Consider the following 26174-nt stretch of genomic DNA (forward strand, 5'->3'; position numbering starts at 1 on the left):
CCGGCGCGCGGACCCGGGGCCGCAGCAAGTCGGCCTACGGGATCAGGCGTTGGCGCAGACCACGTAGAAGCGCCGACCAAGAGGGGTGTGGTGCTCGCGGTCGGCGCGAGGCGGAGGGCAGGGGGTCCGGCCATTCAGGGATGGGGCCGACCTCCCACATGCCCTTGGCACCGACGTTGTCGCGCAGCCGTGCGGGCCGGGCGGGGAGCCCGGCCGGAGTGGTCACCGCATGCCGGCACCCTGGCGTCACACGATCGGACCGGAGCGCTCCAGGCCACCGAATCACCTCCGACTCCGCAGGGAATCGCTACCGTTGTCCCATGACGGATCTGCGCCGGGTGCCGGTTGACGGGGTACTGGAACGCGTCGAGGGCGCGTTGGCGACACGGTTCGACCGGGCAACCGTGGTCCGCAAGCGCCGGTCCGTCGGCGCCCGCACCGAGCGCGACACCTGGGTGCGGATCGAACGGCGCGGGCTGGACCGGATCGGTGTGCAGGGCGGTGACGGCACGCCCTCGGCGGAGGCGTTGAGCGGCATCGCGAAGCCCGTGTGGCTGGCCGGTGTCGAGTGGCGGGACGAGGCCGAACCGGTGATGTGGCGGGCCGACGAGACCGATCTCCTGCCCTCCCCACCTGTGGGATCGGCGGTCGTGGCCGATGAGCCCGAGCTGCCGTCCGGCTGGTGGGCTCAGCTGAACGGCTCACTGGACGCGCTCGCGCTGCACCGGACGAACCGGATCGCCACGCCGGACACGGAGACGATCACGCAGGAGTTGGTGGCGCGGACGATCCGCCAGGTGTTCCCGCAGGTCGAGGCGACGGTGAGCGAGTGGCGTCCGGCGCACGCGGATCTCAACTGGGCCAACGTGACGGCGCCCGAGTTCTGCGTCTTCGACTGGGAGGACTGGGGGATGGCCCCGCGCGGACTGGACTCGGCCACGCTGTGGGGTGCTTCGCTCGCGGTACCCGCGCTGGCCGATCGCGTCCGCACCGAGCGGAGCGCCGACTTTGCCAGCCGGGACGGCAAGCTGATGACGCTGTTCGTCGCGGCGAAGATCCTCGGGCCGTACGCACATCCCGAGGACCCTCGCCTTGATGGAGCCCGCGCACTCGCGGAGCAGGTGGTGAAGGAGCTTCAGACCGACTGACGCAGGAGCTGCCGGTAAGCCCGGAGGACGTCGGTGTCGATTTCGTACTCCAGGCCGCCGCACAACTCCCGCAGGTGCTCGGTGTCATCGGTGCCGACCGCTACCGCTTCCACCTCGGGTAGTGCGAAGGCGACCCGGAACGCCGCTTGTACCGGCGTGGCATCGGGTGCGGGCAGGAACATCCGTGCATCGGCCCTTCCCCATACGGGGTCAGTGGTGCTGCCACCGAAGGGGCTCATCCCCCGGACCTCGGTGGGTCTCCAGGCCGTCACCAGTGCTTCAGCGGCGTCGAGAACGCTACTGCTGACCAGCAGTCCCGAGCGGACCATGAGTACATCCGGCCGGGCAGGGTCCAGGCCGACCAGCGGGAGCGGGTCCCAGGTGGAGATCCCCCAGGAACCGCACTGCCCCTGCTTCGCAGCGCCGGCCAGCACCGCACACGCCCGCGACAGGGCTTCGGCGTCAGGTGTCGAGTGCTCGGGGTTGTGCAGGAGGACGGTGTCCGGTTCGCGGCCGAGGTCTGCCACTGCCCTCCCGACGGCTTTCCGGAGCCGCTCCGGGGAGAGGCTGTGCCCGTCCCTGAAGTAGCCGACCTTGGTGGAGATCGAGAACTTCGGGAGCAGGTCGCCGGCCACCTCGCCGAGCAGGCGGTGGGAGCGGTGGCGGTAGTAGTTCGAGGCGGTGTCGATCGCGGTGACGCCGAGGTCGAGTGCCCCGGTCAGGAGGTCGCGGTGGTGACGAGACCGGTGTAGCCCGAGGACAGCTCGTCGGTCAGCGGTGCGCACAGCTCCTCCTTGATCAGGATGTCGGCCACCTCGTGGACCTCGTCCCCGGCAGTCTCGGCCGCGTGGTCGAGCAGGACCGGCTGACCGCTCAGCAGCAGCCGCAGGGCGGGCAGCGCCTTGCCCGCGAAGGTGAGCTGCCTACCCGCCGCCGTGACGCCCACGGTGCTTCCGTGCTCCGTGATCCGGGGCTGGAAGTGGGTGGTGCACACCACGGCGTCGAGTCGGCCGAAGATGTCCAGGAACGGCACCTGTCGGCCGGGAGCGGCCTGCTGCTCGTAGACCGTCAGGTAGTCCTCCGGACCGCGCCGGCCGACGAGTCGGGTGGCGGCTTCCACCAAGGGCGTGATGTCGGCACCGGTGCGGTCGAGGTCGTGGCGGAAGACCTCCTGCTCGCGACACCAGTCACCCAGCCAGGCCAGCCAGGAGGCGCCGGTGCGCTTGGTGATGCCGAAGGTGACGTGCAGGCTGTGACCAGTGCCGCTGCGGGTGCGGGTCGCCTGGTGCCAGTGGCCCCGCGGGATGTGCATGACATCGCCCGCCTGGAGCGTGCCGTTGAAGATCACGGTTTCGCTGGGGGTGTTGTTGGGGTCGGCGTCCCGGTACATGGGCGCGGTGCGGGACGTGGACCGGACTTCCCAGTCCTTCTCGCCCGAGAGCTGGACGACGATCACGTCGTGGTCGTCCCAGTGCAGCGGGAAGCCGGCGGCGTCGTTGGTGGTGAGGTAGGCGTTCACCTGCACCCGCTCACGTGCCCACCATTGCAAGGCGCGGCAGGTGACTTCCATCGTGGGGTCGAAGACGTTGACCTGGTCCATGATCAGCGTCGCGCCCTGCCGGAGCAGGTCGCCGAGACGGTGCATGTTGGCCATCGGGACGGACTGTCCGCGCGGACTGACCGTATCGGTGAAGTAGACGGCCGGGTGGACTTCCTCGCCCTTCTGGAAGGCGCGGAACTGCGGCCGGTTGAGGCTGCGCCGCATGACGATGTCGAGGAGCTTGTTCGAGGTGAGGATGCGCGACATCAGCGCGTCGTCCTCGGTCCGGCCGAGCGCGAAGCCTGTGCCGATCGGTCCGGAGCCGTCCCAGTTCAGGGCCGTCTCGATGGCGGTGACCAAGCGGTGTTCCACTGCTACCTCCGTGGGGCGTGCTGGACACGGGGCGGGAGCCCGCTCGGTGCGCGAGCCCCCGCCCCCGGGGTGACCGGGTCCTACGCGACCTCGGTCAGGTTGCCGTCACCACCGGGCCACGGCGCGTCGCCCGAGGAACCGGCGTTGTCGGAGCGGAGGCTGTCGTACCTGTCCTGGACGGCGGTCAACTCCTCCACCGCGACCAGCAGCCCGCTCGTGTCCGTCGGCGGCTTCCTCGTGGTGTCGTTCACGTGGTGCTCCTTCCATGTCGGCTTCCGCCCACCGGTGAGCGGAAGATCTGAGGGCAGACACCCCGTGCTTCCGGCACGGGGTCATGGAGCGGTGAGCGGCGCCCGCCGAGGGGGTAGCGGCTGGCGCAACTCGTCCACCAGGCCGCGATTCCCGAGTGCGGCCAGGTGGAGAATGAGGAGGTGTCAGGTGATCGGGGCGAGCGGGTCAGCCCATGCCTGTGCGGCGTTTACGAGCACCGCGAGTCGCGAATCGGCCGTCACCAGCTGATCAGCCGCGCACTCGAACCACACGACCTTCCCGACCCCAACGGGATCCCATCCCCAGGAGTGGGACAGCCCTGCGACCAGCATCAGGCCCCGTCCTCCCGTCACGGTGCCTTGCACCGAGTCCGGGTCCGGGAGCCGGAGGATGGTGTCCGCCACCTCCACCCGCAGGCGAACACCTGTCCAGCACACCGTCACCTTGCAGCGCGCTCCGGTGTGCTCCATGGCATTGGCCAGAAGCTCACTCGTACACAGTTCGACGTCACGCAAGGCATCGTCGGACAGCGGCACGCTCCAGAACCGTGCGATCTCGACCACCAGCCGGCGGGCTGCCGGGACTGCCAGCGGGTCCGGCTCGACATTCCACTCCTGCGACACCGGAAACGAAGCGATGCCACTCACCGGCAACCACCGCCGTTCGAACCGACGGACGTGGGCTGCCCGAAGCGCCCAGACCCGCAGGGGCCGACAGACGCGGCAGCGACAGTGACAGGCATGCGACCTCCAACCGGACTCTCGGACTGTGCGGCGAACCGCACTCCAAAAGGATCGGGTCGGAGGCAGATTCAGACGATGCCCACCGCGTATTACCTAGGCGGTAATACGCTCCACGAGCACGGGATGTGATGATCCGTAACCGGATATGCTTCCAGTGAAGGCTGTGTCCGATGACGCACACCGGCCCGACCCGTGGTCCGCTGCTGTCAGCTGAGCTGTTAGCACGCGAAGACCTCCGCCTGGCACTCACCGAGCACGACTTCGCAGCAGTCTTCGGCCTGATCAAGAAGTACGGCGGTCTGTCCCAGAACCGCATCGCGGCGGCTTGCCAACTGACACCGGGCAAGGTCTCCGTGATCATGTCCGACGGTTCCAAGCGGATCACCTCCTACGAGGTGATCGCCCGGATCGCGGACGGGCTGGGCATCCCCGGCGGTCTTCTCGGTCTGGCCCCGCGCCCATGGGAGAAGCACAGCACGGAGGTGCCGTACCCGATCGCGGTCAGCCCGCCGGACCTTGATTTCCCATGGCAGCCGGAGGTGACGACCGCACTGGCCGCCGCCCTCACCGGAACAGATCTCGCCATGGACAGACGCACCGCCACCCGCCTTCTCACCGCCGCCGCGATCACCGGGACCGCTCTCCTCGATCCACTCGAAGGATGGTTGGTCCCACCGGGAGCCGCCTCCGAGCGCCGACGGCCGGGCCGTCTCGGAACCCACGACATCGCCCAGCTCGAACACACCGCCGTCGCCTTCCGCCAGTGGGACCACCGCTTCGGCGGAGGCCTGCGGACCAAGGCTGTGCTCGGCCAGCTCAACGACACGGCCGCCGCTCTCGAAGACCGGCAGCGACCCGACATCGAACGACGGCTCCACTGCGTCATGGCGCAACTCGCGGGGTCCGCAGCGACCATGATGTGGGACTCCGGTTACCAGCGCCGCGCACAGGACTACTACCGCTTGGCGCTTCGCTCGGCGCACGAAGGCGGTGACCGTGCGTTCGGCGCCAACGTCCTGGCGGGAATGGCCCGTCAGATGCTCTACACGGAACAGCCCGGGGACGCGCTCGAACTCGTCCGGCTCGCACAGGAGGGCAGTCGCGGACACGCCGGTGCCCGGGTCCGGGCCATGCTCCGCACTCGGGAGGCTTGGGCCTACGCGGCGATGGGGCGGGTCGCCGCGTTCCGCCGAGCGACCGGCCAAGCCGAGGAGGAACTTGCTTCCGCTGGCGCCCCCGAGGACGAACCGCACTGGATCGCCTACTTCGGCGGAGCCGAGATCTCGGGAGTCACCGGCGGGCGACTGTTGGACCTCGCCCGCACCGACCCGCGCGCCCATGCCGAGGCCGCCGCCGACCACATCCGGGCGGCCCTGAGCGAACGCGGATCGGAGGCCAGCCGCTCCCACGCACTGGACCGGATCGGGCTCGCCGAGGCCCAGTTCCTCATGGGAGACGTACCAGGAGCCATCGTGGAGACCGGGCGTGCAGTCGCCGCCGCCGAACTCACCAAATCCGACCGGGTCCGCGCCCAACTCGGCAGCCTCTACCGCTACACCGTCCGGGAATCAACGAACCCGGCTGTCAAGGAAGCCCGCGATAGCATCCGCGAGCTACTGGCGAACTGACCCGAAGGGGAAGCGGCATGACCGTGATCGCGGTGACCGGGCACATGGACCTCACCGAAGAAAGCGTCACCCTGGTCCGTGGAGCACTAGAAGCGCTGCTCGCCGACCACATCGAGCACGGCCTCACCGGTGTCTCGTGCATCGCGGAGGGTGCGGACTCGATCTTCGCCGACGTGGTGCTGTCGCTCGGCGGTCGACTGGTCGCCGTTGTCCCGTCGACCGACTACCGGCAGTTCAAGGTGAAGCCCGCGTTCGCCGCCGAGTTCGACCGCCTTCACCAGGCCGCCACCGAGGTCGTGGTCATGCCGTTCGCCGAGGCCAACCGCGAGGCGTACGAAGCCGCCAACACCGAGTTGCTGCGCCGTGCCGACCACCTGTTCGCCGTCTGGGACGGCCGGCCCGGCTACGGGCGCGGGGGCACCGCAGACACCGTCGCGGCGGCGCGTGCAGCTCAGGTGCCCGTAACCGTCGTCTGGCCCGAAGGTACTGTCCGCGCAAGCTGACGACCCCGATACCGGACCGGCCCGCGCTCCAAGATCAGAGCGCGGGCCGGTCGGTCAGGGCTCAAGCCGCCCCGATGGGTTCACGAGTGCACTGGCGAAACGGTCTCCGAGTCCATCGGCAGACCCTCGAACGCTTCTGCTTCCACCTCGGCCTGATAGGTGAGGTCGGCCTCCGCCTGAGCGATTTCGAGTGCGAACTCCGCCTCGGTCAGCGCTCGCTCGGCGGCGGCTTCCTGCTCCATGGCCAGGGCTTCCATCTCCACCCCGGGCACCCGAATCCGCGCCTCGGACCCCATCGGGTACAGGGTCGCCCGGACCTCGTTCTGCGCCAACAGCTCCCGCCGGGCAGCAGCGTCGGCAGCGGCGAGCCACTGCTCACCCACGGTCTGGTCAAGCCGAATCCAGCGCATCCCGCCCGGGCGGAGCCGGACGTACCGGTAGCCGTAGGCGCTCTTCCGCTTGGGAACGCCCGCTTCCCGCGCCCTGACGGTTTCCTCGCGGTTGGGCGCTGGATGGCCTGAAGCTCCATCTGTGCGTCGAGCGCCTCCATGGAGAACCGCATCTCGGTCCACGGTGTCGTCCAGGTCCCACGGCCCGTCGTGGCCGTAGGTCACGAGCAGCATGCCCGCGTCCTTGATCATGTATCCCGTGGTCAGCACATCGCGCTGAATGCGGCAGATCCGGTCCACCGTCGAGCCCGCGATGCCCGAGTAAGGCCCCTTCTCCCCGCGCAACCACGGCCCGAGGGCGGGGCGCGTCAGCGGGTCCGTGGCGCCCGAGACCTCCAGTCGTCCGCCCAGGCGATGATGTGCCCGCCGATGGCGCTGGTAGCCTCACGGACCTGCTTCTCGGGGGAACTGGTGGCATCCACCTTGCGGGAGAGTCGGCGCACCCCCACCAGGCACTTGCCGCAGCCGTCGTATTCGTTCGTGAAAATACGGTCCATGATGAACCATCCCCATTACGGACTCATCTGTGTATTGGGGATCATGCCGCGCAGCATCAGGTGATCCCTCTCGTGCCGGCGGGACCGTCCGTACGGGCCCGCACCGACGAGGTCATCGGCGGCGGAGTGGTGGGGAGTTGAGCCAAACCCCACCTTGGAGGGAATCTCAGACGGCGATCACGCTCGGCACCTGACCGAGCCCGATGCCGGTGCCGTCGGAGGCCGGGGCGATCAGCACCCAGACGAACTTGCCGATCCCGCCCGCGCGGGGGCAGCAGCCCCAGTGCTCGGCGAGCTCGTCGACGAGCAGGAGGCCCCGCCCGTTCTCGTCGGCGGTGGCCGCGGAACGCAGGTTCGGCCGCCCGCGGCCCGCGTCGTGGACTTCGAGCCGGAGCCGGTCGGCGACCAGCGCGATCCGGACCTCGACGAAGCGGTCCGGCGGCGTGTCGCTGTGCTGGACGGCGTTGGCGAACAGCTCGCCGAGCAGCAACTCGCCGACGTCCGAGTAGCGTTCGCCGCACGGTAGGGCGGCGAGGTAGGCGCGCAGCAGCAGTCGGGCGAGGGGCGCGGACTCGGGCCGCGAGTCCAGCCGGGCGGCGAACTCGCGGGGCCGGCGCGGGGCGGCCGGGGGGTGGTGGGCACAGTTCTCGGGCATGGCGGGGCCTCCGGGGGTGAGGGGGGAGTGGAAGCAGCTCGCGACCAGGGCGCGCACACTCACGCTGTGCAAGCAGAAGGCTGCTTTCCGGTAACAATCATCGGCCCGCGCAGGTACGGTGACGACCGATTTGCAGTGTGGCGTCTGTGCGGCACGTGAGGGGATCGGTCATGTCACACCGGAGGATCGAGCGCGGACCGACGGCGAGCTCGGCGGTGATGTTCGGCGAGGAGCTGCGGTTCTACCGGGAGCTGGCCGGCTACACGCAGGAGGAGTTGGGGAAGCTCCTGCACTGCGACCGCACGGTGGTGACGCGCTGCGAAGGCGGCAAGCGCCGGATGCAGCCCGAGACCGTCGAGGACGCGGACCGGCTGTTCAGTACGGGCGGCTTACTGAAGCGCCTGTGGGACCGGGTGGACTGGAACGCGGAGATCGAGCACCCGGACTGGTTTCAGAACCATGCGGACATGGAGGCGGAGGCGGTTGCCATTCGGGTCCTCCAGTACAACTTCATGCACGGGCTCTTGCAGTGCAGGGAGTACGCTCGCGCGCTGTTCGCAACTGGAGATGCCGCCGGAAGCCCCGATTTGGTGGAGGAACGTACAGCCGCACGATTGGGCAGGCAGCAGCGGTTCCTTATGGAGAAGGGGCCGCCGTCGCTGATCGCGCTCCTGGATGAGAGTGCGGTCCGCAATGTCGTCGGCGGTGCGGGTGTGATGAGGCGACAGATGGCCCACCTGATTGCTGTTGCCGACCGGCCGAACATCGTCATTCAGGTGGTGCCGTTCGTGCAGTGTCAGACGGTCGTGGACAAGTCCATGGTCTTTCTTGAGATGCCCGACGGGCAGCACTGGGTCTACTCGGAGAGCCTGGATCGTGGGCACCCGTGTGACGTTGCGGCAATCGTCTCCGGCCACCTGGCTAGCTATGATCGCCTCCGTGGGGAGGCGCTCTCAGTGAGGGACTCGCTCGCGCTGATCGCTGACGCGCTGGAAGGGTTCAAGGATGACGAGGAACGAGATCGCTCCGACCGCTTGGCGCAAGAGCAGCTACAGCGGAAGCAACGGCGGGGACTGCGTGGAGGTGGCCCTCGCGTCCCCTACCCCCGGCGTCGTCCCGGTGCGTGACTCCAAGGATCCCTCCGGGCCGGTCCTCCGCTTCCCGGCCGCGTCCTGGCAGTCCTTCCTCTCCGCGCTCCACCGTGGCGACTTCGGATCCTGACCGGTCCTTCCCGATTGCTTTCGATCGGCACCGGCGGTTCGCCGTTGCGCTGGGTGATCGGATCGCTACAGTCGCAAGTCGCATACGGATGATCTCCGTTCGACCGGACTGAGGCGGTAGCCATGGCACAGGAACCCAGGATCGACGTAGCCCTCGCACTCAAGGAGGGCCAGGCGGAGCCCGGTTCGGCGGAGGTGGCGGAGCTCGCCGCCACCCTCTCCTCCGAAGTGTGGTTCGCCGGTGCGCTGGAGCGCGTGGGCGGCGGCGGGCGGCAGGCCGATGTGGTCTGGGACTTGAGCGGCACCTACAAGGACCAGGTCGCGCGGGGCCAGGCGGCCGTCTACTACGCCAACCCGAAGATCGGCCTGCGCCGGCCCTTCGTCTTCGCGGACGGCTTCAACTACGGCCCGAGCGACCTGCCCGGCCTGTTCGCCTACTTCAACACGCCGTACGACGGCAAGCCGGGCTTCTTCGACCAGCTGCTCGGTCAGGGCATCGACGTGGTCCTCCTCGGCTTCGAGGAGCGGCACACCCACATCCAGGCCAATGCCGAGGTCGCGATCGACGGCATCCTCCGGGTGATCGCGGAGCGCGTCGGCGAGGAGCGGCTCACGGTCGGCGGGGTGAGCATGGGCGGCATCATCACCCGCTTCGCGCTCGCCAAGCTGGAGACCCAGAAGATGGATCACCAGACGCAGACCTACATCTCCTACGACTCCCCGCACAACGGTGCCTGGATCCCGCTGATCCTCCAGCAGCTGGCGTACTTCTTCGAGGCCGTCACCCCTCCCGGCCCCGACGGGGTCAAGCAGGCGGACCTGATCCGCAGCCCCGCCGCCCAGCAGCTGCTCTGGGCCTGGGTGGAGAACTCCAAGTACTCCGGGCCGGTGGCCACCTCCAGCCCGCTGCGCAAGGAGTTCCTGGAGGACCTGAAGCGCTTCGGCGACTACCCGTCCATCCCGCTCAAGCTCGGTGTCTCCAACGGCCGGCGTGACGGGATCGGCCTCCCGCTGCCGGCGGGCGAGGTGGCGTTCGACTGGCAGGCGCTGATCGCCAGCGCGACGGCCCGGTTCCAGGCCGACCGGGGCGAGAAGCAGAAGATCGGCGGCATGCACCTGGGCCTGGAGGTCCGCCGCAGCACGACCACCGAGGTCCCGGCGCTGGACGGGGCGCCCGGCGGCACCCTGGACTCCTTCGGCAGGGTCGCGGACGCGCTGAAGGCGAAGATCTCCGACGACTACCGCAGCGGCGCTTTCGTGCCGTCCGTGAGTGCGGCGGCGCTGAACTTCGACCCGGTGAAGTGGGACGTCGTCCCGACACTGTCGATCACCGACGCGGACCTCGCCGCCGGCCACCTGGACGAGGTCGCGTTCGACGACGACAACACCGAGCACAGCCACATCTCCGGCCGCCTGATCGACTGGATCGTGGCGCACGTCGGGCGCTGACCTGGCCTGCTCCGCGGAATTGGTTCGAAGCACCCCCACGGATGGGCTATGGTTTACCCATCACCCAGATGCGCGGGTGGCGGAATAGGCAGACGCGCTGGATTCAGGTTCCAGTGCCCGAAAGGGCGTGGGGGTTCAACTCCCCCCTCGCGCACACAGAGAACGGCCGGTCGGATCTTCGGATCCGACCGGCCGTTCTGTTTTCCGGAGACGACGTGGATCGCCCCTCACGGTGTCGTGAGGGGCGATCCACGTTTTGCCGGTCCGGCGGGCTTCAGCCTGTCGGGAGGTCGAGGGTCACCGTGAGGCCGCCGTCCGGGCCGGGGGAGAGGTGCAGTTCGCCGTGGTGGGCGGTGGTGATCGCGGCGACGATGGTGAGGCCGAGACCGTGGCCGCGGCGGGTGGGGTCGGTGGTGGCGGTGCGGCCCCGGGCGCGGAGGAAGGGCTCGGTGAGGGTGGCGACGGTCCCGGGGGTGAGCGGGGGGCCGGTGTTGGTGACGGTGAGTCGGACGCGGTCGGGGCGGCGGGGGTGGGGGCCGGTGCTGACGGTGACGGTGCCGCCGGTGGGGTGGTTGTGGCGGAGGGCGTTGTGGAGGAGGTTGAGCGCGGCCTGGCGGAGGAGGACCGGGTTGCCGGTGGTGGGTGCGGGGTCGAGCGAGGCGGTGACGGTGGTGCCGTGGGTGCGGGCCTCGTCCTGGACGGTGGCCAGGGCCTCCCGGGTGGCGGTGGCCAGGTCGGTCGGGGTGAGCTCGGGCGGGGTCTGGTCGAGGGCGGCGAGTTGGAGCAGGGCCTCGCTGATCTCGATGCCGCGTTGGTTGGTGTCCTGGAGGCGGGTGACCAGGCGGTCCCAGTCCTGGCCGGCCGGGTCGGCGGCGGCGACCTGGAGCATGGTGCGGGTGATGGCCAGCGGGGTGCGCAGCTCGTGGGAGGCGTTGGCGGCGAACCGCTGCTGTGCCTCGAAGGACTGCTGGAGGCGTTCCAGCATGTCGTCGAAGGCGTCGGAGAGCTCGGTGAACTCGTCCCGGGGCCCGCGCAGGGCGACCCGGTGTTCCAGCGCCCCGTCGGCGGCCCGCCGTGCGGCACCGGTGAGGTCCTGGAGGGGTTGCAGGACGCGTCCGGCGATGAACCAGCCGCCGGTGAGGCCGACGGCCGTCATCAGCGCCAGGGCGAAACCGCCCGCCCGGAGGAGGGAGCTGAGGATCTCCTGGCGCGACGGCGCGTCCGAGCGGTAGCGCGGGTTGGAGGAGGTCAGCGGGTAGTTGGGGACGTACTTCATGGCGACGTAGATCACGGCCAGCGACAGCACTCCGGCGGCCAGGGAGAAGAGCGTGTAGCTGAGGGTGAGGCGCATCCGCGCCGTCAGGCGCCGCGGCCGGGGCCTGCCGCCGGCGGGCGGGTTCACCGGGTGCGCCCCTCTTCGGGGGCCGGCTCGCCGAAGCGGTAGCCGACGCCGGGGACGGTGTGGATGACCCAGGGGTGGCCGAGGCGTTTGCGCAGGCTGGAGATGGTGATCCGGACCGCGTTGGTGAAGGGGTCGGCGTTCTCGTCCCAGGCCCGCTCCAGCAACTCCTCGGCGCTGATGACGCCGCCCCGGGCGGCCATCAGCACCTCCAGCACGGCGAACTGCTTGCGGGAGAGCGGAACGTACCGCCCGTCGCGGTAGACCTCGCGGCGGAACGCGTCCAGCCGCAGGCCGGCCTGCTCCAGGACCGGCGGGGCGGACTGCACCGGGCGGCGGGCCAGGGCGCGCAGCCGGACGACCAGTTCGGGGAGGTCGAACGGCTTGGTCAGGTAGTCGTCGGCGCCGAGCTCGAAGCCGTCGACCTTGTCGCCCAGGCGGGCGGCGGCGGTGAGCATCAGGACCCGGCAGCCGAGGCCGCGCTCGACGATGGTCCGGCAGACCTCGTCCCCGTGGGTGCCGGGGATGTCCCGGTCGAGGACGACGACGTCGTACGCGTGGACGGCGAGCCGTTCGAGCGCGGCGTCGCCGTCGCCCACCACGTCGGCGGCGATCGCCTCCAGCCGCAGTCCGGCCTGGACCGCCTCCGCGAGGTAGATCTCGTCCTCCACCACCAGGACCCGCACGCGCCGTTCTCCCGTCTGTGCCTGCTCACGGCCGCCGGCGGCGGTCGTTTGTCCCCCATTGGACCCCATTGGGCCTATCGAAAACGTATCGGCCCGCGCGAACACCCTCGCAACATCGCCTCCCTTCGAATGGCTCCCGGCAACGCACCGACGACACCGGGAGGCTGGGATGGACGCGGAACCCAAGGAGGCGGCGGACCGCACGGAAGGGCCGGCGGTCGGCCGGCGGCGTCGCCGCGGGCGGATGGCCGCAGGCGTCGTCGCGGTCGTGGTGCTGGCCTCGGCGGGGGTGTGGGTGGCCGGCTCGGGAGCGGCCGGCGTGCGCGGGATCACGGCGATGGTCAGCGGCGAGTCGCCGGGGGTGGAGGACGGGGCGGTCCCCAAGGGGGCCGGGCTGAGCCCCTTCGACCCCGGGGCCCCGGCCGTCCGCAAGCTCGACGGCGCGCTGCTGGCGGCCCTGCAGCGGGCCGCCACCGACGCCCGCGCCAAGCACATCGAGATCACCGTCACCTCCGGCTGGCGCAGCCGGGACTACCAACAGGGGCTGCTGGACCGCGCGGTGGTCGAGCACGGGACTCTGGAGCGGGCCCGCCGGTTCGTCAACACGCCGGACGCCTCCACGCACGTGGCGGGCAAGGCGGTGGACGTCGGCCCGACGGACGCGGCGTACTGGATGGCCCAGTACGGCCCCCGGTACGGGCTGTGCCAGGTGTACGCCAACGAGGTCTGGCACTACGAGCTGCTCACCACCCCGGGCGGGACCTGCCCGGCGCAGCTTCCGGACGCGGCCGGATGACGGCGGACACGGTCCCGGTGTCCACCGGGACGGTCGACGCCGCGGAGGTTGATGCCGCCGAGGCCGACAGGCCCGAGGCCTCGCCGCCGAAGGCCGGTTGGCGGCGGGGACGGGTCCCGGCCGGGCTCGGACTGGCGGCCGCGCTCGCCCTTGCCGGGCACCGGCAGCTGCCCGACCCGGGCATCGGGCTGCGGAGCCTGTGGGAGAGCGTGCTGCCGTGGAGCGCGGTGCCGGCTGCGGGCCTGCTGCTCTGGGCGGCGGTGCGCCGGGCCCCGGTGGCGGCCTGCGCGGGCGGGGTGCTGTTGGCGGTCTGGGCGGCGTTGTTCGGCCCGCTGCTGTTGGCGGTCCAGGGCGGTCCGGAGGCCGGGGACGGCCTGACGGTGGTGACCCACAACGTGCACGCCGACAACCGGGACCCGTCCGGCACCGCCCGCGCCCTGCTGGCCGCCCACCCGGACCTGGTCGCGCTGGAGGAGGTGGCCGGGACGGCGTGGCCCGCGTACCAGGACGTGCTCGCCGCCGAACTGCCCCACCACATCCGCTCCGGCACCGTCGGCCTGTGGAGCCGGTACCCGCTGGCGGAGGCCGGGCGGCTGGTCATCGATCCGGGGTGGAACCGCTCGCTGCGGGCCGAAGTCCTCTCCCCGGTCGGACCGTTGGCGGTCTACGTGGCCCACCTCGGGTCCGTCCGGCCGACCCTCACGGGTTTCGCCACCTCCCACCGTGACCGCGACCTCGCGGCGCTCGGCGCCGCGTTGGACGCGGAACCCCTGCGCCGGGTGGTGCTGCTGGGAGACCTCAACGCCGCCACCGACGACCACGCCCTGGCCCCGCTCACCGAGCGGCTGACCCTCGCCCGCGGCGGCTTCGGCTTCACCTGGCCCGCCGCCTTCCCGCTCGCCCGCATCGACCACGTCCTGACCCGCGACCTGTCGGCCGCCACCTGGACCCTGCCCGCCACGGCCAGCGACCACCTTCCCCTGGCGGGGAGGATCCGGGCCCGCGGGGTGTCCTGAGCCCTCTCCGGTGTCGACCTCTCCGGGCCCTGGGGCCCGGGGGCACGATCGCGGCGGCCGATCTGCCGTGCGGACGGACGCGGCACGGACCCGGGTGCGTGTGTGACCGGTCGTCTATGGTGTCCGCATGACTGCAGTGAGCGCCGGTGCCGCCCCGGCCGGCCTTGCCGGTGCCCGTGGAGCGACCTGCCCGCGGTGTGAGGAGTCGGCGGACACCAGCGAGTTCCGGGAGGACCGCCGACCGGTCGCCCGGGGCAGGGGCGTCGTGCGGTTCCTGGCGGCGGCGGTCCTGGCGGTCACGGGCCTCGAACTCCTGCTCCAGGGAAGCCCGAACGCCGCGGCGGCCGTTCTCGGTGTCGCCGCCCTCTCCGCGGGCTGGTGCGCCAAGGCCGTCGCGGAGCTGCGTTCGGCCGAGTCGGTCGCGGTGCTGCACTGCCACCACTGCTCGCTGCGCTCCGCCCGCACCGGCCGGTCCGGCCCGAGCGGGGCGTTCCGGGGCTAGAGCTCGTCCGGCGCCGCGCCCCGTCGGTCGGGGAACGGGCCTGCCTCCGCGGTTCCGGGAGGGACCTCGGCGTCCGTGCCGCTCGGCCGGGAGCCGAGGGGCGCGTTCGCCGGTGCTCCGGCCGGGAGAGTTCGCGGGGCCGCACCGGCCGGTCCGGGGCTTGGGTCGGTCGGCTGCGGCGGGACGTCCCGACCCGGAGGAACGGGCCGAGGGACAGGGCAGGTCAGGGGTCGAGAGCTCGGGGCGCGACCCTTGCCCGGGGTCGAGGTGCATCCCCTAAGGTGGTCGGGGCCGTTCGGCCGGGGGAAGGAAGCCGCACATGATGAGACGTCTTGTTCCATTGCTCGCAGGGATGTTGGTCCTCGCTGCCTGCAGCTCGGCCGGGTCCGCCGGCCGGCTGGTCGGCAGTGACGGCGAGTTGGCCTGCACGCTGGTGCGGAAGCTGCCCGATCCGATGCCGGACCAGCCGGCCAGTGGTTCGTCGGACCACTCCTGGGACGTCGCGCTGGGCCGGTTGGGCGCGGCGGCGGAGCTGGCCCGGGTGGCCGCTCTGGAGGACGCGAAGCACCAGCCGCTCGCCGACGCACTTGCCACCGCCCGGCAGACGTTCTCCGTCACCTTCGACATCCACCGTGCCGAACCGGGGATCAAGCAGGCGCGCACCCACTGCTGACCCGCCACCGGGCCCACCGCCGGAGCCGGCGGGTGAACGGCGTCCCCGGCCGGGTCGGGCGGTCGGCGGCGGCCCGGACTACGAAGTCCCCGTCGTCGGGGTCGGGCAGGAGGGTGCAGCCTCCCGCGCACCGGGGGGCGAGGCGGGTCTCGTCGGGACGTCCCGCGGTATCCGGTCGGCTCAGGGCCTGCCGGTGCCGACCCGGTGAGCCCTCCCGGTCCTAGCCCTTCCCCCTCAGGCCGTCCAGCACGATGTCCGTCAGGCGTTCCGGCAGGTCCGGCTCGATCGGGCGGTGGCCGAGCAGGGCGCGGGTCTGGATGGGGGAGCGACTGACCGGTGCGGTGGACGCCGCCGTGGTGCTCGGCGGCCCGGTGGAGCGGTCCTTCGCCCCGGGCCGCGGCTTCGCCTTCGGCATGGACGGCATCGTCGGCAACGCCCTGGGCTTCGAGGCGATGCCGAGCGCGGCCGAGCGCGAGGAGGCCTTCGCGGCCTTCGACCTGCGCCCGCTGCTGGACCGGGACGCCAACGGGCCGATGCTGGTGGTCAACGGCACCGAGGACGTCCACGTTCCCCTGGACGACACCCTGGTGTTCGAGGGCCGCCGGGACACCCCGGTCGAACTGATCCCGGACACCAGCCACTGCGCCATCTCGCGCTTCGGCGAGGCGATGGCCGTGATCACCCCCTGGCTGGACGCCACCCTGGCCGGTTGAGCCGGTTGAGCCGGTTGAGCCGGTTGAGCCGTTGGCCGCCCGCCCCCCGACCGACTGCCCGGGGGCGGGCGGATTCGTCGGCGGGGCGGCCTACTTGGCGAAGCGGACCTCCGGGTAGGCGGCGGAGGGCGCGTCCGGGGGCCCGTCGCCCACCTTCCGGGGTGCCCGGGGAGGGCGGCCCGGTTGCCCCTTCAGGCAGAAAGGCGGTCAATCGGAAACCGGTCGGGTCGAGTCGGCGGGTCGTCGTGCAAGATGGGCCCCCGGGATCGGATTGGTACAGACCACAGCGGGGTTGTCGCGACAGAACCCCATCCCTGTCCGGCAGTTGGACTCGTGGCGTACGGCCCTCCGTCGAGGAGGGCGCCGAGGGGAGCAGGGGATGGCACTGGCGGGGGTGTGGCGTCGGCTCAGCCGGCACGGTCTGGTGCTGGCGGCCGTCGCCGTGAGCATCCTGGTGGCGACGGCGGTGCTGTCCGCGGTGGCCGGGCTGGCCCAGTCGGCCGCCACCGCCGGGGTGCGCCAGCGGATGGCCGCCGACGCCGGCCGCTCGGTCGAGGTGACCGCGCGCTGGTCGGCGCCGGGCCTGCCCGGGGCCGACCGCGCGGTGCACTCGGCGCTGGTCCGTACGATGGGCGGTACCCCGTTCCGCACCGAGACCGCACAGCGCGGCCTCGGCACCGTCGACGTTCCACTGCCGCCCGCCGGGCGCCGCTGGGCCACCGAGACCGCGCTCCCCGTCCTCCCGGTGGTGCTGCCGGACCCCGGCCGCTTCGCCCGCCTGCGCAGCGGCAACTGGCCGGACGCGCCCGGGGCCGCTCCGGCCGTCGGCGACGGGCTGCGCGTCGCCCTCCCCGAGACCGCCGCCGACCGGCTCGGCCTGGACACCGGCGGCACCACGGTCGTCCGCACGCCCGGCACCGGCGAACCGCTCACCCTCACCGTGACCGGCGTCTACCGGCAGGACCCGGACGCCGCCGCGTTCTGGACCGGCCTCGGCGGCGCCGACGCCGCGAGCCAGACCCTCGTACCGGTCGACGGCGCCCGGCTGGCCGCGCTGCCCGGGTTCGACGGCCGCATGCTCGCCGTCTGGCTGGCCCTGCCCGACACCGGGCGGTCGAGCCTCGCCGAACTCGCCGCGCTGCGCGACCGGGTGGCCGCCTTCGCCCGCTCCGACACCGCCCGCTCGGTCTACCGCGGCGCCGAACCGGCCCTGGCCGACACCGCCGTGCGCAGCGGACTGCCCGCCGCCGTCGACGGCCAGGTGGTGCCGGTCCTGACGGCCAGGTCCGAGACCGCCGTACCGCTCGCCCTGCTCGCCCTGCTCGCCGCGGTGGTCCTCGCCCTGACCGCCCGCAGACTCGCCGACGCGGTCGCCGGCGAGCAGGCACTCCGGAACGCCCGGGGGGCCGGCGCGGCGCGGCTGCTCGCGGCGGCGGCCGGCGAGTGGTCGCTCGTCGCGGTACCGGCGGCGGCCGGCGGGCTGCTGCTGGCCGAGCCGCTGCTCGCCGTCGTGCTGCGCGCCCTCGGGGTGCCCGGTCTGACCGCGGGCGACAGCGGGACGGTCTGGTGGGCCGCGATCTTCGCGCTCCTGGTGCACGGCGCGGCGCTGCTGCTGCCGCTCGCCCGGCAGGCGGCGGACCCGGGCGCGCAGCGGGCGCTGCGGGCACGCAGCCCGCGCCGGCTGGGCCTGCAACGGGCCGGCGCGGACCTGGCGCTGCTCGCCCTGGCGGCCTTCGGCTTCTACCAGCTCCGCCACTACGAGGGGGTGGTGGTGAAGGGCGCCGATGCCGGGTTCGACTCCTGGGTCGACCCGACGCTGGTGCTGGCCCCGGTGGCCATGGCGGTGGCCGGTGCCGTCCTGCTGCTGCGGGTGCTGCCGGTGGTGGGGCGGCTGCTGGAGCGGGCGGCCGGCCGGGCCCGCGGGCTGGTCCTGCCGCTGGGCGCCTGGCGGCTGAGCCGCGACACCGGCCGCCAGTCCGTGCCGGTGCTGGTGACGCTGCTGGCGGTGGCGTGCAGCAGCCTGGCCGCGGGGGTGCTGGGCGCGCTGCCGACCAGTGACCGGGACCGGGCCGCCTACACGGTCGGCGCCGACCTGCGGCTTTCCGGGGTGTCCGGCGAGCCCGGGCAGCGGCACGCCGTACTGGCCGCGCTGCCGGGTGTCACGGGGCTCACCCCGGTGGCCGAGCACACGGCCTTCGTGGGCACCACCGTGGTGCAGACGGTCGCCGTCGACACCACAGCGGCCTCCGCGGCGGGGCTTCCGCGCCTCCGGGCGGACCAGGCCGACCGCCCGGTCGCGGAACTGCTGGCCCCGCTGACCGCCGTACCCGCCCAAGGGCTCGTACTGCCCGGCGAGCCGACGGCGCTGGAGGCGACCGTCCAGGCGGGCACCGACCTGCCCGTCCCGGCACCCGGCCTGCTCCTGAAGCTCTGGATCCAGGACGCCGACGGGCTGACCGAGCAGCTCACCGTCCCGCTGACGGCCGACGGCCGCCCGCACACCCTGGCCTTCCCGCTGGCCGGCGGCGGGCGGCGGGCCGGTCCGCTGACGCTCAGCCGGCTCGGTGTGCACTTTCCCGGCACCGCGGTCCTGCGCTCCACCCTCGACCTGCGCCTGCCGAGGATCACGGCCGTCGGCGCCGCCGGCGAGCGGACCGACCTCGCGCTCCCGCCGGGACAGGGGTGGGCCCGCTCCGGCAAGGTCCTCGCCGCCCCGTCCGCGCTCGACTGCCCCGGCACCGAGCACGGCCGCTCGGAGGAGAGCCCCCATCAGGCCGAGGCCTGCAGCTGGGAGAGCGGGGGGTCCGAGCTGCTGCACACCGTGATGCGCTCCCACGAGCCGGAGAACCCCCTCGACCCGCTGGGCGCGGACGCCGTCCTCGCGGTGCAGCCCGTGACGGACGGCGCGCCCGCACTGCGCACCCTGCCGGGGGGCTCCCTGGTGCCGACGCCGCCCGCGCTGCCCGCGATCGCCGACCGCGCGCTGCTCGACGCGGTGAACGCCAGGGTCGGCGACACCGTTCCGCTGAACTGGGAGCGGGACGGGCGGAGCACCCAGAATGTCGTGATCACCGGGGAGGTCGACGTGCTGCCCGGCTACGGACGCGGCCAGGGCCACCTGCTGCTGGACGTGCGCACGCTCGCCGCCAACCGCACGCTCGCCGGGGCCGCCCCGCCGGTCGCCGCCCACTGGTGGCTGGCGAGTACGGACCCGGCGGCCACCTGGGCCGCCGTCGACGGCCGCGGCGAGTTCGGCCGGCCGCAGAGCGCCCTGAGGGTCGCCGCGGGTCTGGCGGACGACCCGTTCCGGGGCGGACTGCGCTGCGCCTGGCTGCTGGTCCTGCTCACCGCACCGCTCTTCGCGGTGACCGTGCTGGCCCTGCACGCGGTGAGCTCGGTCCGCTCCCGTCAGCGGGAGTTCGCGCTGCTCCGCGCGCTGGGGGTGCGGCGTGCCGAGCTGACGGCGCTGCTACGCGCCGAACAGGTGGCGGTGACGGTGCTGCCGGTGCTGTTCGGAGGGCTGCTGGGCCTGCTGCTCGCGGCCCTGCTGCTGGCGCTCACCGTGCTGGACGACTACGCGGGCCCGGTCTTCCCGGCCCTGGTCGTCGACCCGGGCCGGCCCGCCGCCGTGCTGACGGCACTGGCCGGGGGTCTGCTGCTGACCCTCGCCGTGCTGGTGCTCACCCGGCTGCTGGCCCGGGTCGACCTGGTCCGGGCCCTGCGCGCGGGGGAGGACGGATGAGCCCGGTGGCGGGCGGGCGGCGCCCGGACGGAGAGCGACCGGACGGCGGGCGACCGGGCGGCCGGCGTACGGATGACCGGCGCACGGGCAACCGGCTTTCGGATGACCGGTGTTCGGGTGCCCGGCGACGGCGCGCGGACCGGCCCGGCGGAGTGCGCGAGGACGGACGCTTCGACGGGGGGAGCCCCACATGCTGACACTGCGCCTGATCCGGCGCGAGGCGCGGATCGCCTGGCCGGTCTCGGCCGTGCTCGCGCTGCTCACCGTGCTGCTCACGGCGATCCCGCTGGCCTGGCCGCCGCAGTTCGACCGGCTGGCGGCCGGTACGCTCGCCGACCGGGTGGAGCGCGCCCAGCGGTACGCGCCACTGGTCTCCGCCGAGACCACCACCGTTCCCCTGGACGGGCTGGCGCCGTCGAGCGCCGGCTCGCTCGACCGGGAGCTGGACGGGCTCGGCGAGCGGGTGCGCACGGCGGCCGGTCCGCGACTGGCCGCCGTGCTCGGCAGGCCGCAGGCCCGCGTCACCACCCGGGGCGTGCGTGCGAGCGGCCCCGGGGTACCGATGCCGTTCGGCAAGGATCCGGTGTTCGGCCTCGTCCACGCGCAGCCCGACAGCCGGGGCGGGACGGTCGAGTACCTCCAGGGCCGCGAACCCCGGCAGCCCGAGGCCGACCTCCGCCTCCCGTCCGCCGAGGCGGGCCCGATCGAGGTGGCGGTGTCCGAAGCGACCCGCGCCAGACTGGAACTGACGCTCAATCAGCGATTCACGGTGTCCAACCGCGGTGTGTCCGCCCCGGTGGTCCTGGTCGGGATCTTCCGGACCGACCGCGGCGCGTCCCGGCTCTGGCAGCGGTCCCCGATGCTGGTCGCCCCGTGGATCGTGTCGACCAACTCCGGCCAGGAACTCCACGGCCAGATGCTGACCAGCTCCGGCGGGATCGAGATGATCGCGGCGCAGGGCCTCGCGGTCGGTGTGGACTGGGAGCTGCCGGTGGCCACCGACCGCTCCGGGCCCGCCGCCACACCGGGCGGGCTCGCCGCCCTGCAGTCCGTCCTGCGGGAGCTGCGCGTCGCCGGGCCGGAGAAGCTGTGCGGGTTCGGCGTCGGGGACTCCTGCATGCTGGCAGGTCAGATCGTGCCCTCGGTCAACGTCGCCGAGCGGCTCGGCCCGGAGCTGGACGGCTTCGCCGCCCAGCGTCAGCGCACCGAGCAACTGCAGAGCTTCGCGCTCGCCGGGCTGCTCGCCATGGTGGTGGCCACCGCGGTCGCCGCCGCCCGGCTCGGCACCCGCCGCCGGGCCGGCGCCTTCGCGCTCCAACTCTCCCGCGGCGCCGAGCTGCTCGGGATCGCGGGACGGCTGCTGGCGGAGGCCGCGGTGGCGGTCGGCGCCGGGGCCGCGGTGGGCTGGGCGCTCGGCCGCACGCTCGCGCCGCGGGGCGCCGAGCTGGGCTCGCCGGTGCCCGTCCTGGTCGCCGCCCTGCTGGTCTGGTGCGCGCCGGCCGCCGTGCTGCTGGTGTCGTCCGGGCGGAGCCGGCCCGTGCCGCGCTCGCGCCGGATCGTCCTGGAGGCCCTGGTGCTGCTGGCGGCCGTCGGCGGGCTGGCCGCACTGCGGGCCCGCGGCGCCTACGCGGGCACCGGCATCGACCCCCAACTCGCCGCCGCGCCGGTCCTCCTGGCGCTGGTCACGGTCGGGGTCCTGCTCCGCCTGCTGCCCCCGCTGGTGCGCCGGGCGGCCCGTTCGGCGCGGCGCTCGCGCGGCCTGGTCCCGCTGGTGGCGCTCGCCAGGGCCGGGGCGCAGAGCGGCGCGGCCGCGCTCTCCCTGCTGGTCCTGGTGCTGGCCCTGGGCTACGGCGTCTACGGGGGACTGATACCGCGCACCCTCGCGGACGGCCAGGCGCAGCTCGCCGACTGGCGCACCGGCGGGGCGTCCGTGGCCCTGGTCGGGCCGACGGACCGGCTCGCCGGCGACCTGCCGCCGGTCCCCGTCGCGGGGCGGCAGGTCACCGTCACCGGCGCGCGCGGGGAACTCGTCGCGCAGGACGACGGCACCGCCTTCCCCGGCGCCCGGTTCGTCGGGCTGGACGCCGCCGCCCTGGGCGCCGCCGACTCGTCCTCCCCGGTGGCCCGCGCCCTGCTGGCCGCCGACGGCGCCGACGCTCCGGTCGGGCGGAGCGGCGCCGACGGCGACGTGCCCGTGCTCACCGCCCTGGCGGACCCGGCGCTCGCCGCCCGGTTCCCCGACGGCACCTTCGAGCTGTCCGCGCTCGGCACCGGCCGCGCCCTGGTCCACGTGGTCGGCGGCCTGCCCGAGGAGGCGCTGCGCGACCCGGTGCTCGGGCCGGTGCTCGGCGACGGGCCGGTGCTCGGTGACGGGCCGGGCTCCGGGGCGCTGCTGGTGTTCACCGGCCCGTCCGCGCTGCGCCTGCCCGCCCAGGCCAACCACCCCTCCGCCCTCCTGCTCTACCCGCCCGCCGGCGGACCGGATCCGGACCCCGCCGAGGTGCGCACCGCCGCCGTCGCGCAGCTCGCTCCGACCGGGAAGTTCGGGCAGCAGGTCGAGTTCCGGTCCCGGAGCGGCGAGCTCGAAGCGCTCCGCACGGACGGGCTGGCGCGTACGGCCCGGGTCGCCTTCCAGGTCACCACCGTGCTCGGCCTGCTGCTCGCACTCGGCACGTTCGCCCTGGACCTGCTGCTCAGCGCCACCGAACGCGCCCGTACGACGTCCTACCTGCGCACCCTGGGGATCGGCAGCCGGGCGGTGCTCGGCCTGCAACTGCTCCAACTGGTGCCGCTGCTGCTGGCGGCGGCGGTCGGCGGCACCGCGCTCGGCCTGCTGCTGCCCGTCGCGCTCGGCTCCGGCCTGCGGCTGGGGGCGGTCACCGGCGGGCCGTTCGAGCCCGCCACGCACATCGACTGGACGACCACCGCGGCGCTCGGCGTCGCACTGGTGGCGCTGATGACGGCGGCCGCCGTCCTGGAGGCGGCGATCAGCCGCCGCCGCGGACTCGGCGCCGTGCTACGACTGGGGGAGGCATTGTGACCGTCCGGCCGACCGGCGGGCCCGCGTCCGGGACCGACCGATCCGCGTCCGGGGCCGACCGGCCCATGGTGGTGTGCGAGAGCCTGGTGCGGATCTTCCGCACCGGCACCCGCGCCCGTGACGGGGTCGAGGTCCAGGCCCTCCAGGGGCTCGACCTGACCGTGCGGGAGGGCGAGATGACGGCCCTGGTCGGTGCGTCCGGCTCCGGCAAGTCCACCCTGCTCGGCATCCTGGCCGGCCAGGATGCCCCCAGCGCCGGTACCGCCGAGGTGGCCGGCACCGACCTGGGCACGCTCAAGCGGCGCGAGCGGACCGCCTACCGGCGCCGGACCGTCGGGGTGATCCAGCAGCAGACCGCGCGCAACCTGCTGCCCTACCTGACGGCCCGCGAGAACGTGCAGCTGCCGATGGGCTACGTCGGCGTGCCGCGCGGCCGGCGCGCCGCCCGGGCGATGGAACTGCTCGACCTGATGGGTATCGCCCGGGCCGCCGACCGCACCCCGGCCGGGCTCTCCGGCGGTGAGCAGCAGCGGGTGGCGATCGCCATCGCACTGGCCAACGAGCCGCGGCTGCTGCTCGCCGACGAGCCCACCGGAGAGCTGGACACCGCCACCTCGGAGGAGATCTTCGGGGCCCTGCGCACCGCCAACAGCGAGCTGGGCACCACCGTGCTGATCGTCACGCACGACGCCCTGGTGGCCGACCAGGTCAGCCGCACGGTGCGGATCCGCGACGGGCGCACCTCCACCGAGGTGCTGCGCCACACGGTCGCCACCGGTGCGGAGGGCGCGCTCACCGCCCAGGAGTACACCGTGCTGGACCGGGTCGGCCGGCTCCAACTGCCGCGCGAGTTCACCGAGTCGCTGGGGCTGGCGGACCGGGTGCGGCTGGTCCTGGAGCGCGATCACATCACCGTGTGGCCCGACCACGACCGTCCGGCGGGTGCGGGTGCGGGTGCGGGTGCGGGTGCGGGTGTGGCGGAGGCCGAGGCTGGGAAGTGAGCGTGGGGCCGATGCCCGGCCGTCCGCGGTCACCCGCCGGAGCCGGGCGGCGACACGGCGTCCCCGTAGTCGTCCGGGTGCGGAGCGTGGTCGAAGGGGTGTCACGACCGCCTCCGGCCCTGCCATCTGACCCTCCGCCTCACCTGGACGCCGGTCGAGGGTTGTGGTAGAGCCCGGACGGCGAGACGATGAAGGAAGGATTCCCAGAGGCCCGACAGCCACCCCAGCCGTCCTCAACCAGTCGCACCCGTACGCTGGTTCGCAGATCGGAGGATCCCCTCATGGCTGGTGGAAAGAGAGCGGCGGCCTATCCGGCGTCGCGGCTCTGTTCTGTGAAACCGTCCGCCCAGCGCGTTCCCAGGTTAGGCCTGGATCCGGCCCGGGCGAGCGCGATAGTCACCACGAGGAGCAAGTGGCTGAACGGCACCGTCCTCCACTACTGCTTCCTCGACCAAGGTGGCCCCGATCGCCCGCCCGGTCAGGCTGACGCCGTCCGCGACGCCATCCAGGAGTGGGAGGACCTCGGGATCGGCCTGGACTTCCGGGAGGTCGACGACCGCTCCGAGGCCGAGGTCCGGATCAGTTTCAAGGGGGACAGGTCCGAGTCCGGCGTGGGCCGGGGGGTGTTGCGGATCCCTCGGCATCAGCCCACCACCAGCTACGGCTGGGACCTGACCGACGCGTCCGGCCGTTCCACGGCGCTGCACGAGCTCGGGCACGTCCTGGGCTTCGAGCACGAGCACCAGAACCCGAACGCCGGCATCACGTGGGACGAGGAAGTGGTCATCGCGGCCCTCGCCCTGCCCCCCAATGAGTGGGACCGGGCCACGACCGTCTTCAACATCATCCGCAAACTGGACCCGTCCGCAGTCACCGGCTCGACCTTCGACAAGGACTCGGTCATGGAGTACCCCATCGAGCCCGGGTGGATCCGGCGGCCGAAGGTCCTCCGCCGGCTGGGCATCCCCGAGCCGTTGTCCTTGTCGGCGACCGACAAGGAGGAGGTCCTGAGGTGGTACCCGGGCCTGCCCGCCCGGCCGAAGCCGCTGCGACCGCGGGTGTCCGCCGCGTTGCCGACCGGGGTCGGGGACCAGGTCGACTTCGAGGTCACGCCGGCCGAGAGCCGCAAGTACGCGATCGCCACCTTCGGGGACGCCGACGTGGTGATGGCCCTGTTCGAGCGGATCAACGGCGAGCTGCGGTACGTCACCGGCGAGGACGACAGCGGCGAGGACCGCAACGGCCGCTTCGACGTCAAGCTCTTCAAGGGGCGCAGCTACGTGGTGCGGGCGCGCATCTACTCCGTCTGGGGCAGCGGCGAGGCGGCGCTGATGCACTGGTGACATCCGCTTCCGCCCGGAGACGGGGCGGGCCCGTTGCGGTTTCGCAGGGGACCGGGTCCGGCTCCGGGCGGAGTGGCGCGTCGGTCGCGCGGTACGCGGCGCGGTTCGTCGCGCGGTTCGTCGCGTGGCTCGTGGCGCGGCGGGTTACGCGGCGGGTCGGCGGTCGAGTGCGGCGAGGACGGAGTCGAGGTCGGGCGCGCCGCGGCGGGGGCGGTTGTGGGGGAGCCTGCCGAGGAGTGCGCCCATGGCGCAGGTGTCGGTGACGGCCGCGAAGGCGAGCCCCGCGCCGACGGCCGCCGCGAGCCAGCGGGCACCGGGGAGGACGAGGTCGGCGAGGACGCCGAGGAGGACGAGGGCACCGGCGGCGAGACGGACCTGGCGCTCCATGCCCCAGACGGCCCGGGCGCCCGCGACGCGGTCGAGCGGGTGGCCGCTCCCGGACCAGGCGTTGGTGCCGCCCGCGACGCTGTGCGCGGCGACCCCGGCGGCGGCGAGCACGTCGCAGGCGGTCCGCGAGCGGTTGCCGGACGCGCAGACGACGGCGAGTTCGCCGCGTTCGGCCGCCCTGCGCAGGGCGGGGACGGCGTGGTCGAGCCGGTCGAGCGGGATGTTGTGGGCACCGGGGATGTGCCCGCCGGCGTACTCGCCGGGGGAGCGGACGTCGACGACGGTGAGCTGCCGGAGCCGGGGGTGGAGCTGCTCGACGGTAAGGAGCGCGGTCATGGGGGTGGGTCCTTCCGGGGGGATTCGGGGTGGGAGAAGGCGGCCGGTGGGGGAGACGGCCGGGTG

At 73.1% G+C, this 26174-nt stretch carries 25 protein-coding genes and 1 tRNA gene; 16 read left to right on the top strand and 10 right to left on the bottom strand.

Annotated features, from left to right (window positions below):
• Positions 1-320: 320 nt before the first annotated feature.
• Positions 321-1148 carry a hypothetical protein gene (locus AC067J_RS36095; RefSeq protein ID WP_478306572.1) on the top strand — a complete coding sequence of 276 codons (828 nt, stop codon included), beginning with the start codon at positions 321-323 and terminating at the stop codon, positions 1146-1148.
• Here the strand turns inward: AC067J_RS36095 and AC067J_RS36100 are convergent.
• From AC067J_RS36100 to AC067J_RS36115, 4 genes are all read right to left on the bottom strand, one after another.
• Positions 1136-1933, bottom strand: coding sequence for an aldo/keto reductase (locus AC067J_RS36100; protein WP_478306574.1), 798 nt, complete (start codon positions 1931-1933; stop codon positions 1136-1138). The genes AC067J_RS36095 and AC067J_RS36100 overlap by 13 nt on opposite strands.
• Entirely contained in the window at positions 1867-3060 is a 1194-nt protein-coding gene (locus tag AC067J_RS36105; RefSeq protein WP_478306576.1) for a JmjC domain-containing protein, read from the bottom strand. Before AC067J_RS36105 ends, AC067J_RS36100 begins: the two co-directional genes overlap by 67 nt.
• Positions 3061-3140: 80 nt before the next feature.
• Entirely contained in the window at positions 3141-3311 is a 171-nt protein-coding gene (locus AC067J_RS36110) for a hypothetical protein (protein ID WP_478306578.1), read from the bottom strand.
• A 183-nt stretch (positions 3312-3494) separates the two neighbouring features.
• Positions 3495-3977 (bottom strand): ATP-binding protein, encoded by a 483-nt coding sequence (locus AC067J_RS36115; RefSeq protein ID WP_478306580.1) that lies wholly within the window; start codon positions 3975-3977, stop codon positions 3495-3497.
• 266 nt (positions 3978-4243) lie between these two features.
• On the opposite strand from AC067J_RS36115, the gene AC067J_RS36120 reads away from it, so the two are divergent.
• Both AC067J_RS36120 and AC067J_RS36125 read left to right on the top strand, forming a co-directional pair.
• Entirely contained in the window at positions 4244-5701 is a 1458-nt protein-coding gene (locus tag AC067J_RS36120) for a hypothetical protein (protein ID WP_478306582.1), read from the top strand.
• 17 nt (positions 5702-5718) lie between these two features.
• Entirely contained in the window at positions 5719-6204 is a 486-nt protein-coding gene (locus AC067J_RS36125) for a hypothetical protein (protein WP_478306584.1), read from the top strand.
• Between the two features lie 80 nt (positions 6205-6284).
• Here the strand turns inward: AC067J_RS36125 and AC067J_RS36130 are convergent, their stop codons facing one another.
• The 3 genes from AC067J_RS36130 to AC067J_RS36140 all read right to left on the bottom strand — a co-directional run bounded on the left by AC067J_RS36130 (position 6285) and on the right by AC067J_RS36140 (position 7805).
• Positions 6285-6938: a hypothetical protein gene (locus AC067J_RS36130; protein ID WP_478306586.1), complete on the bottom strand. Its 654-nt coding sequence runs from the start codon at positions 6936-6938 to the stop codon at positions 6285-6287.
• Positions 6939-6961: 23 nt separating this feature from the next.
• Positions 6962-7150 carry a hypothetical protein gene (locus AC067J_RS36135; protein WP_478306588.1) on the bottom strand — a complete coding sequence of 63 codons (189 nt, stop codon included), beginning with the start codon at positions 7148-7150 and terminating at the stop codon, positions 6962-6964.
• Positions 7151-7316: 166 nt separating this feature from the next.
• Positions 7317-7805: an ATP-binding protein gene (locus AC067J_RS36140; RefSeq protein WP_478306590.1), complete on the bottom strand. Its 489-nt coding sequence runs from the start codon at positions 7803-7805 to the stop codon at positions 7317-7319.
• 170 nt (positions 7806-7975) lie between these two features.
• Between AC067J_RS36140 and AC067J_RS36145 the strand changes: the two genes are divergently transcribed.
• The 4 genes from AC067J_RS36145 (at position 7976) to AC067J_RS36160 (ending at position 10628) form a co-directional block, all read left to right on the top strand.
• Positions 7976-8932: a helix-turn-helix domain-containing protein gene (locus AC067J_RS36145; RefSeq protein WP_478306592.1), complete on the top strand. Its 957-nt coding sequence runs from the start codon at positions 7976-7978 to the stop codon at positions 8930-8932.
• Complete coding sequence (locus tag AC067J_RS36150; RefSeq protein WP_478306594.1) at positions 8889-9026, top strand: DUF397 domain-containing protein; 138 nt, start codon at positions 8889-8891, stop codon at positions 9024-9026. Before AC067J_RS36145 ends, AC067J_RS36150 begins: the two co-directional genes overlap by 44 nt.
• Positions 9027-9148: 122 nt before the next feature.
• Positions 9149-10474: an alpha/beta hydrolase gene (locus AC067J_RS36155; RefSeq protein ID WP_478306596.1), complete on the top strand. Its 1326-nt coding sequence runs from the start codon at positions 9149-9151 to the stop codon at positions 10472-10474.
• 70 nt (positions 10475-10544) lie between these two features.
• Positions 10545-10628, top strand: a tRNA-Leu gene (locus AC067J_RS36160).
• A gap of 120 nt (positions 10629-10748) precedes the next feature.
• Here AC067J_RS36160 and AC067J_RS36165 read toward each other — a convergent pair.
• Positions 10749-11876 carry a sensor histidine kinase gene (locus AC067J_RS36165; RefSeq protein ID WP_478306598.1) on the bottom strand — a complete coding sequence of 376 codons (1128 nt, stop codon included), beginning with the start codon at positions 11874-11876 and terminating at the stop codon, positions 10749-10751.
• On the bottom strand, positions 11873-12559 hold the full coding sequence (locus AC067J_RS36170; protein ID WP_478306600.1) for a response regulator transcription factor: 687 nt from the start codon (positions 12557-12559) through the stop codon (positions 11873-11875). The genes AC067J_RS36165 and AC067J_RS36170 overlap by 4 nt, the downstream gene beginning before the upstream one ends.
• Positions 12560-12728: 169 nt before the next feature.
• Between AC067J_RS36170 and AC067J_RS36175 the strand changes: the two genes are divergently transcribed.
• The 9 genes from AC067J_RS36175 (at position 12729) to AC067J_RS36215 (ending at position 25385) form a co-directional block, all read left to right on the top strand.
• The gene (locus tag AC067J_RS36175; RefSeq protein ID WP_478306602.1) at positions 12729-13355 is read left to right on the top strand and encodes a M15 family metallopeptidase; all 627 of its coding nucleotides are present in this window, start codon (positions 12729-12731) and stop codon (positions 13353-13355) included.
• A complete protein-coding gene (locus tag AC067J_RS36180) occupies positions 13352-14371 on the top strand; it encodes an endonuclease/exonuclease/phosphatase family protein (RefSeq protein ID WP_478306604.1) in 1020 nt (339 codons plus the stop codon). The genes AC067J_RS36175 and AC067J_RS36180 overlap by 4 nt, the downstream gene beginning before the upstream one ends.
• Before the next feature lie 127 nt (positions 14372-14498).
• Positions 14499-14873, top strand: coding sequence for a hypothetical protein (locus AC067J_RS36185; RefSeq protein WP_478306606.1), 375 nt, complete (start codon positions 14499-14501; stop codon positions 14871-14873).
• A 352-nt stretch (positions 14874-15225) separates the two neighbouring features.
• Entirely contained in the window at positions 15226-15546 is a 321-nt protein-coding gene (locus AC067J_RS36190; protein WP_478306608.1) for a hypothetical protein, read from the top strand.
• Between the two features lie 317 nt (positions 15547-15863).
• Positions 15864-16259: a hypothetical protein gene (locus AC067J_RS36195; RefSeq protein ID WP_478306610.1), complete on the top strand. Its 396-nt coding sequence runs from the start codon at positions 15864-15866 to the stop codon at positions 16257-16259.
• A gap of 379 nt (positions 16260-16638) precedes the next feature.
• Positions 16639-20001 carry an FtsX-like permease family protein gene (locus AC067J_RS36200; RefSeq protein WP_478306612.1) on the top strand — a complete coding sequence of 1121 codons (3363 nt, stop codon included), beginning with the start codon at positions 16639-16641 and terminating at the stop codon, positions 19999-20001.
• A gap of 190 nt (positions 20002-20191) precedes the next feature.
• Entirely contained in the window at positions 20192-23041 is a 2850-nt protein-coding gene (locus AC067J_RS36205) for a hypothetical protein (RefSeq protein ID WP_478306613.1), read from the top strand.
• 65 nt (positions 23042-23106) lie between these two features.
• Positions 23107-24042 (top strand): ABC transporter ATP-binding protein, encoded by a 936-nt coding sequence (locus AC067J_RS36210; protein ID WP_478306615.1) that lies wholly within the window; start codon positions 23107-23109, stop codon positions 24040-24042.
• Between the two features lie 332 nt (positions 24043-24374).
• The gene (locus AC067J_RS36215; RefSeq protein ID WP_478306617.1) at positions 24375-25385 is read left to right on the top strand and encodes a M12 family metallopeptidase; all 1011 of its coding nucleotides are present in this window, start codon (positions 24375-24377) and stop codon (positions 25383-25385) included.
• A 144-nt stretch (positions 25386-25529) separates the two neighbouring features.
• Here the strand turns inward: AC067J_RS36215 and AC067J_RS36220 are convergent, their stop codons facing one another.
• A complete protein-coding gene (locus AC067J_RS36220; RefSeq protein WP_478306619.1) occupies positions 25530-26108 on the bottom strand; it encodes a rhodanese-like domain-containing protein in 579 nt (192 codons plus the stop codon).
• Between the last annotated feature and the right edge of the window lie 66 nt (positions 26109-26174).

The organism is Kitasatospora sp. NPDC042419 (assembly GCF_056437345.1).

Bases quoted from the DNA above. Each gene is read 5' to 3' on its own strand.
- AC067J_RS36095 (WP_478306572.1), top strand. From the start codon at position 321: ATGACGGATCTGCGCCGGGTGCCGGTTGACGGGGTACTGGAACGCGTC.
- AC067J_RS36120 (WP_478306582.1), top strand. From the start codon at position 4,244: ATGACGCACACCGGCCCGACCCGTGGTCCGCTGCTGTCAGCTGAGCTG.
- AC067J_RS36125 (WP_478306584.1), top strand. From the start codon at position 5,719: ATGACCGTGATCGCGGTGACCGGGCACATGGACCTCACCGAAGAAAGC.
- AC067J_RS36135 (WP_478306588.1), bottom strand. From the start codon at position 7,150: ATGGACCGTATTTTCACGAACGAATACGACGGCTGCGGCAAGTGCCTG.
- AC067J_RS36140 (WP_478306590.1), bottom strand. From the start codon at position 7,805: ATGCCCGAGAACTGTGCCCACCACCCCCCGGCCGCCCCGCGCCGGCCC.
- AC067J_RS36145 (WP_478306592.1), top strand. From the start codon at position 7,976: ATGTCACACCGGAGGATCGAGCGCGGACCGACGGCGAGCTCGGCGGTG.
- AC067J_RS36155 (WP_478306596.1), top strand. From the start codon at position 9,149: ATGGCACAGGAACCCAGGATCGACGTAGCCCTCGCACTCAAGGAGGGC.
- AC067J_RS36175 (WP_478306602.1), top strand. From the start codon at position 12,729: ATGGACGCGGAACCCAAGGAGGCGGCGGACCGCACGGAAGGGCCGGCG.
- AC067J_RS36180 (WP_478306604.1), top strand. From the start codon at position 13,352: ATGACGGCGGACACGGTCCCGGTGTCCACCGGGACGGTCGACGCCGCG.
- AC067J_RS36185 (WP_478306606.1), top strand. From the start codon at position 14,499: ATGACTGCAGTGAGCGCCGGTGCCGCCCCGGCCGGCCTTGCCGGTGCC.
- AC067J_RS36190 (WP_478306608.1), top strand. From the start codon at position 15,226: ATGTTGGTCCTCGCTGCCTGCAGCTCGGCCGGGTCCGCCGGCCGGCTG.
- AC067J_RS36195 (WP_478306610.1), top strand. From the start codon at position 15,864: ATGGGGGAGCGACTGACCGGTGCGGTGGACGCCGCCGTGGTGCTCGGC.
- AC067J_RS36200 (WP_478306612.1), top strand. From the start codon at position 16,639: ATGGCACTGGCGGGGGTGTGGCGTCGGCTCAGCCGGCACGGTCTGGTG.
- AC067J_RS36205 (WP_478306613.1), top strand. From the start codon at position 20,192: ATGCTGACACTGCGCCTGATCCGGCGCGAGGCGCGGATCGCCTGGCCG.
- AC067J_RS36210 (WP_478306615.1), top strand. From the start codon at position 23,107: ATGGTGGTGTGCGAGAGCCTGGTGCGGATCTTCCGCACCGGCACCCGC.
- AC067J_RS36220 (WP_478306619.1), bottom strand. From the start codon at position 26,108: ATGACCGCGCTCCTTACCGTCGAGCAGCTCCACCCCCGGCTCCGGCAG.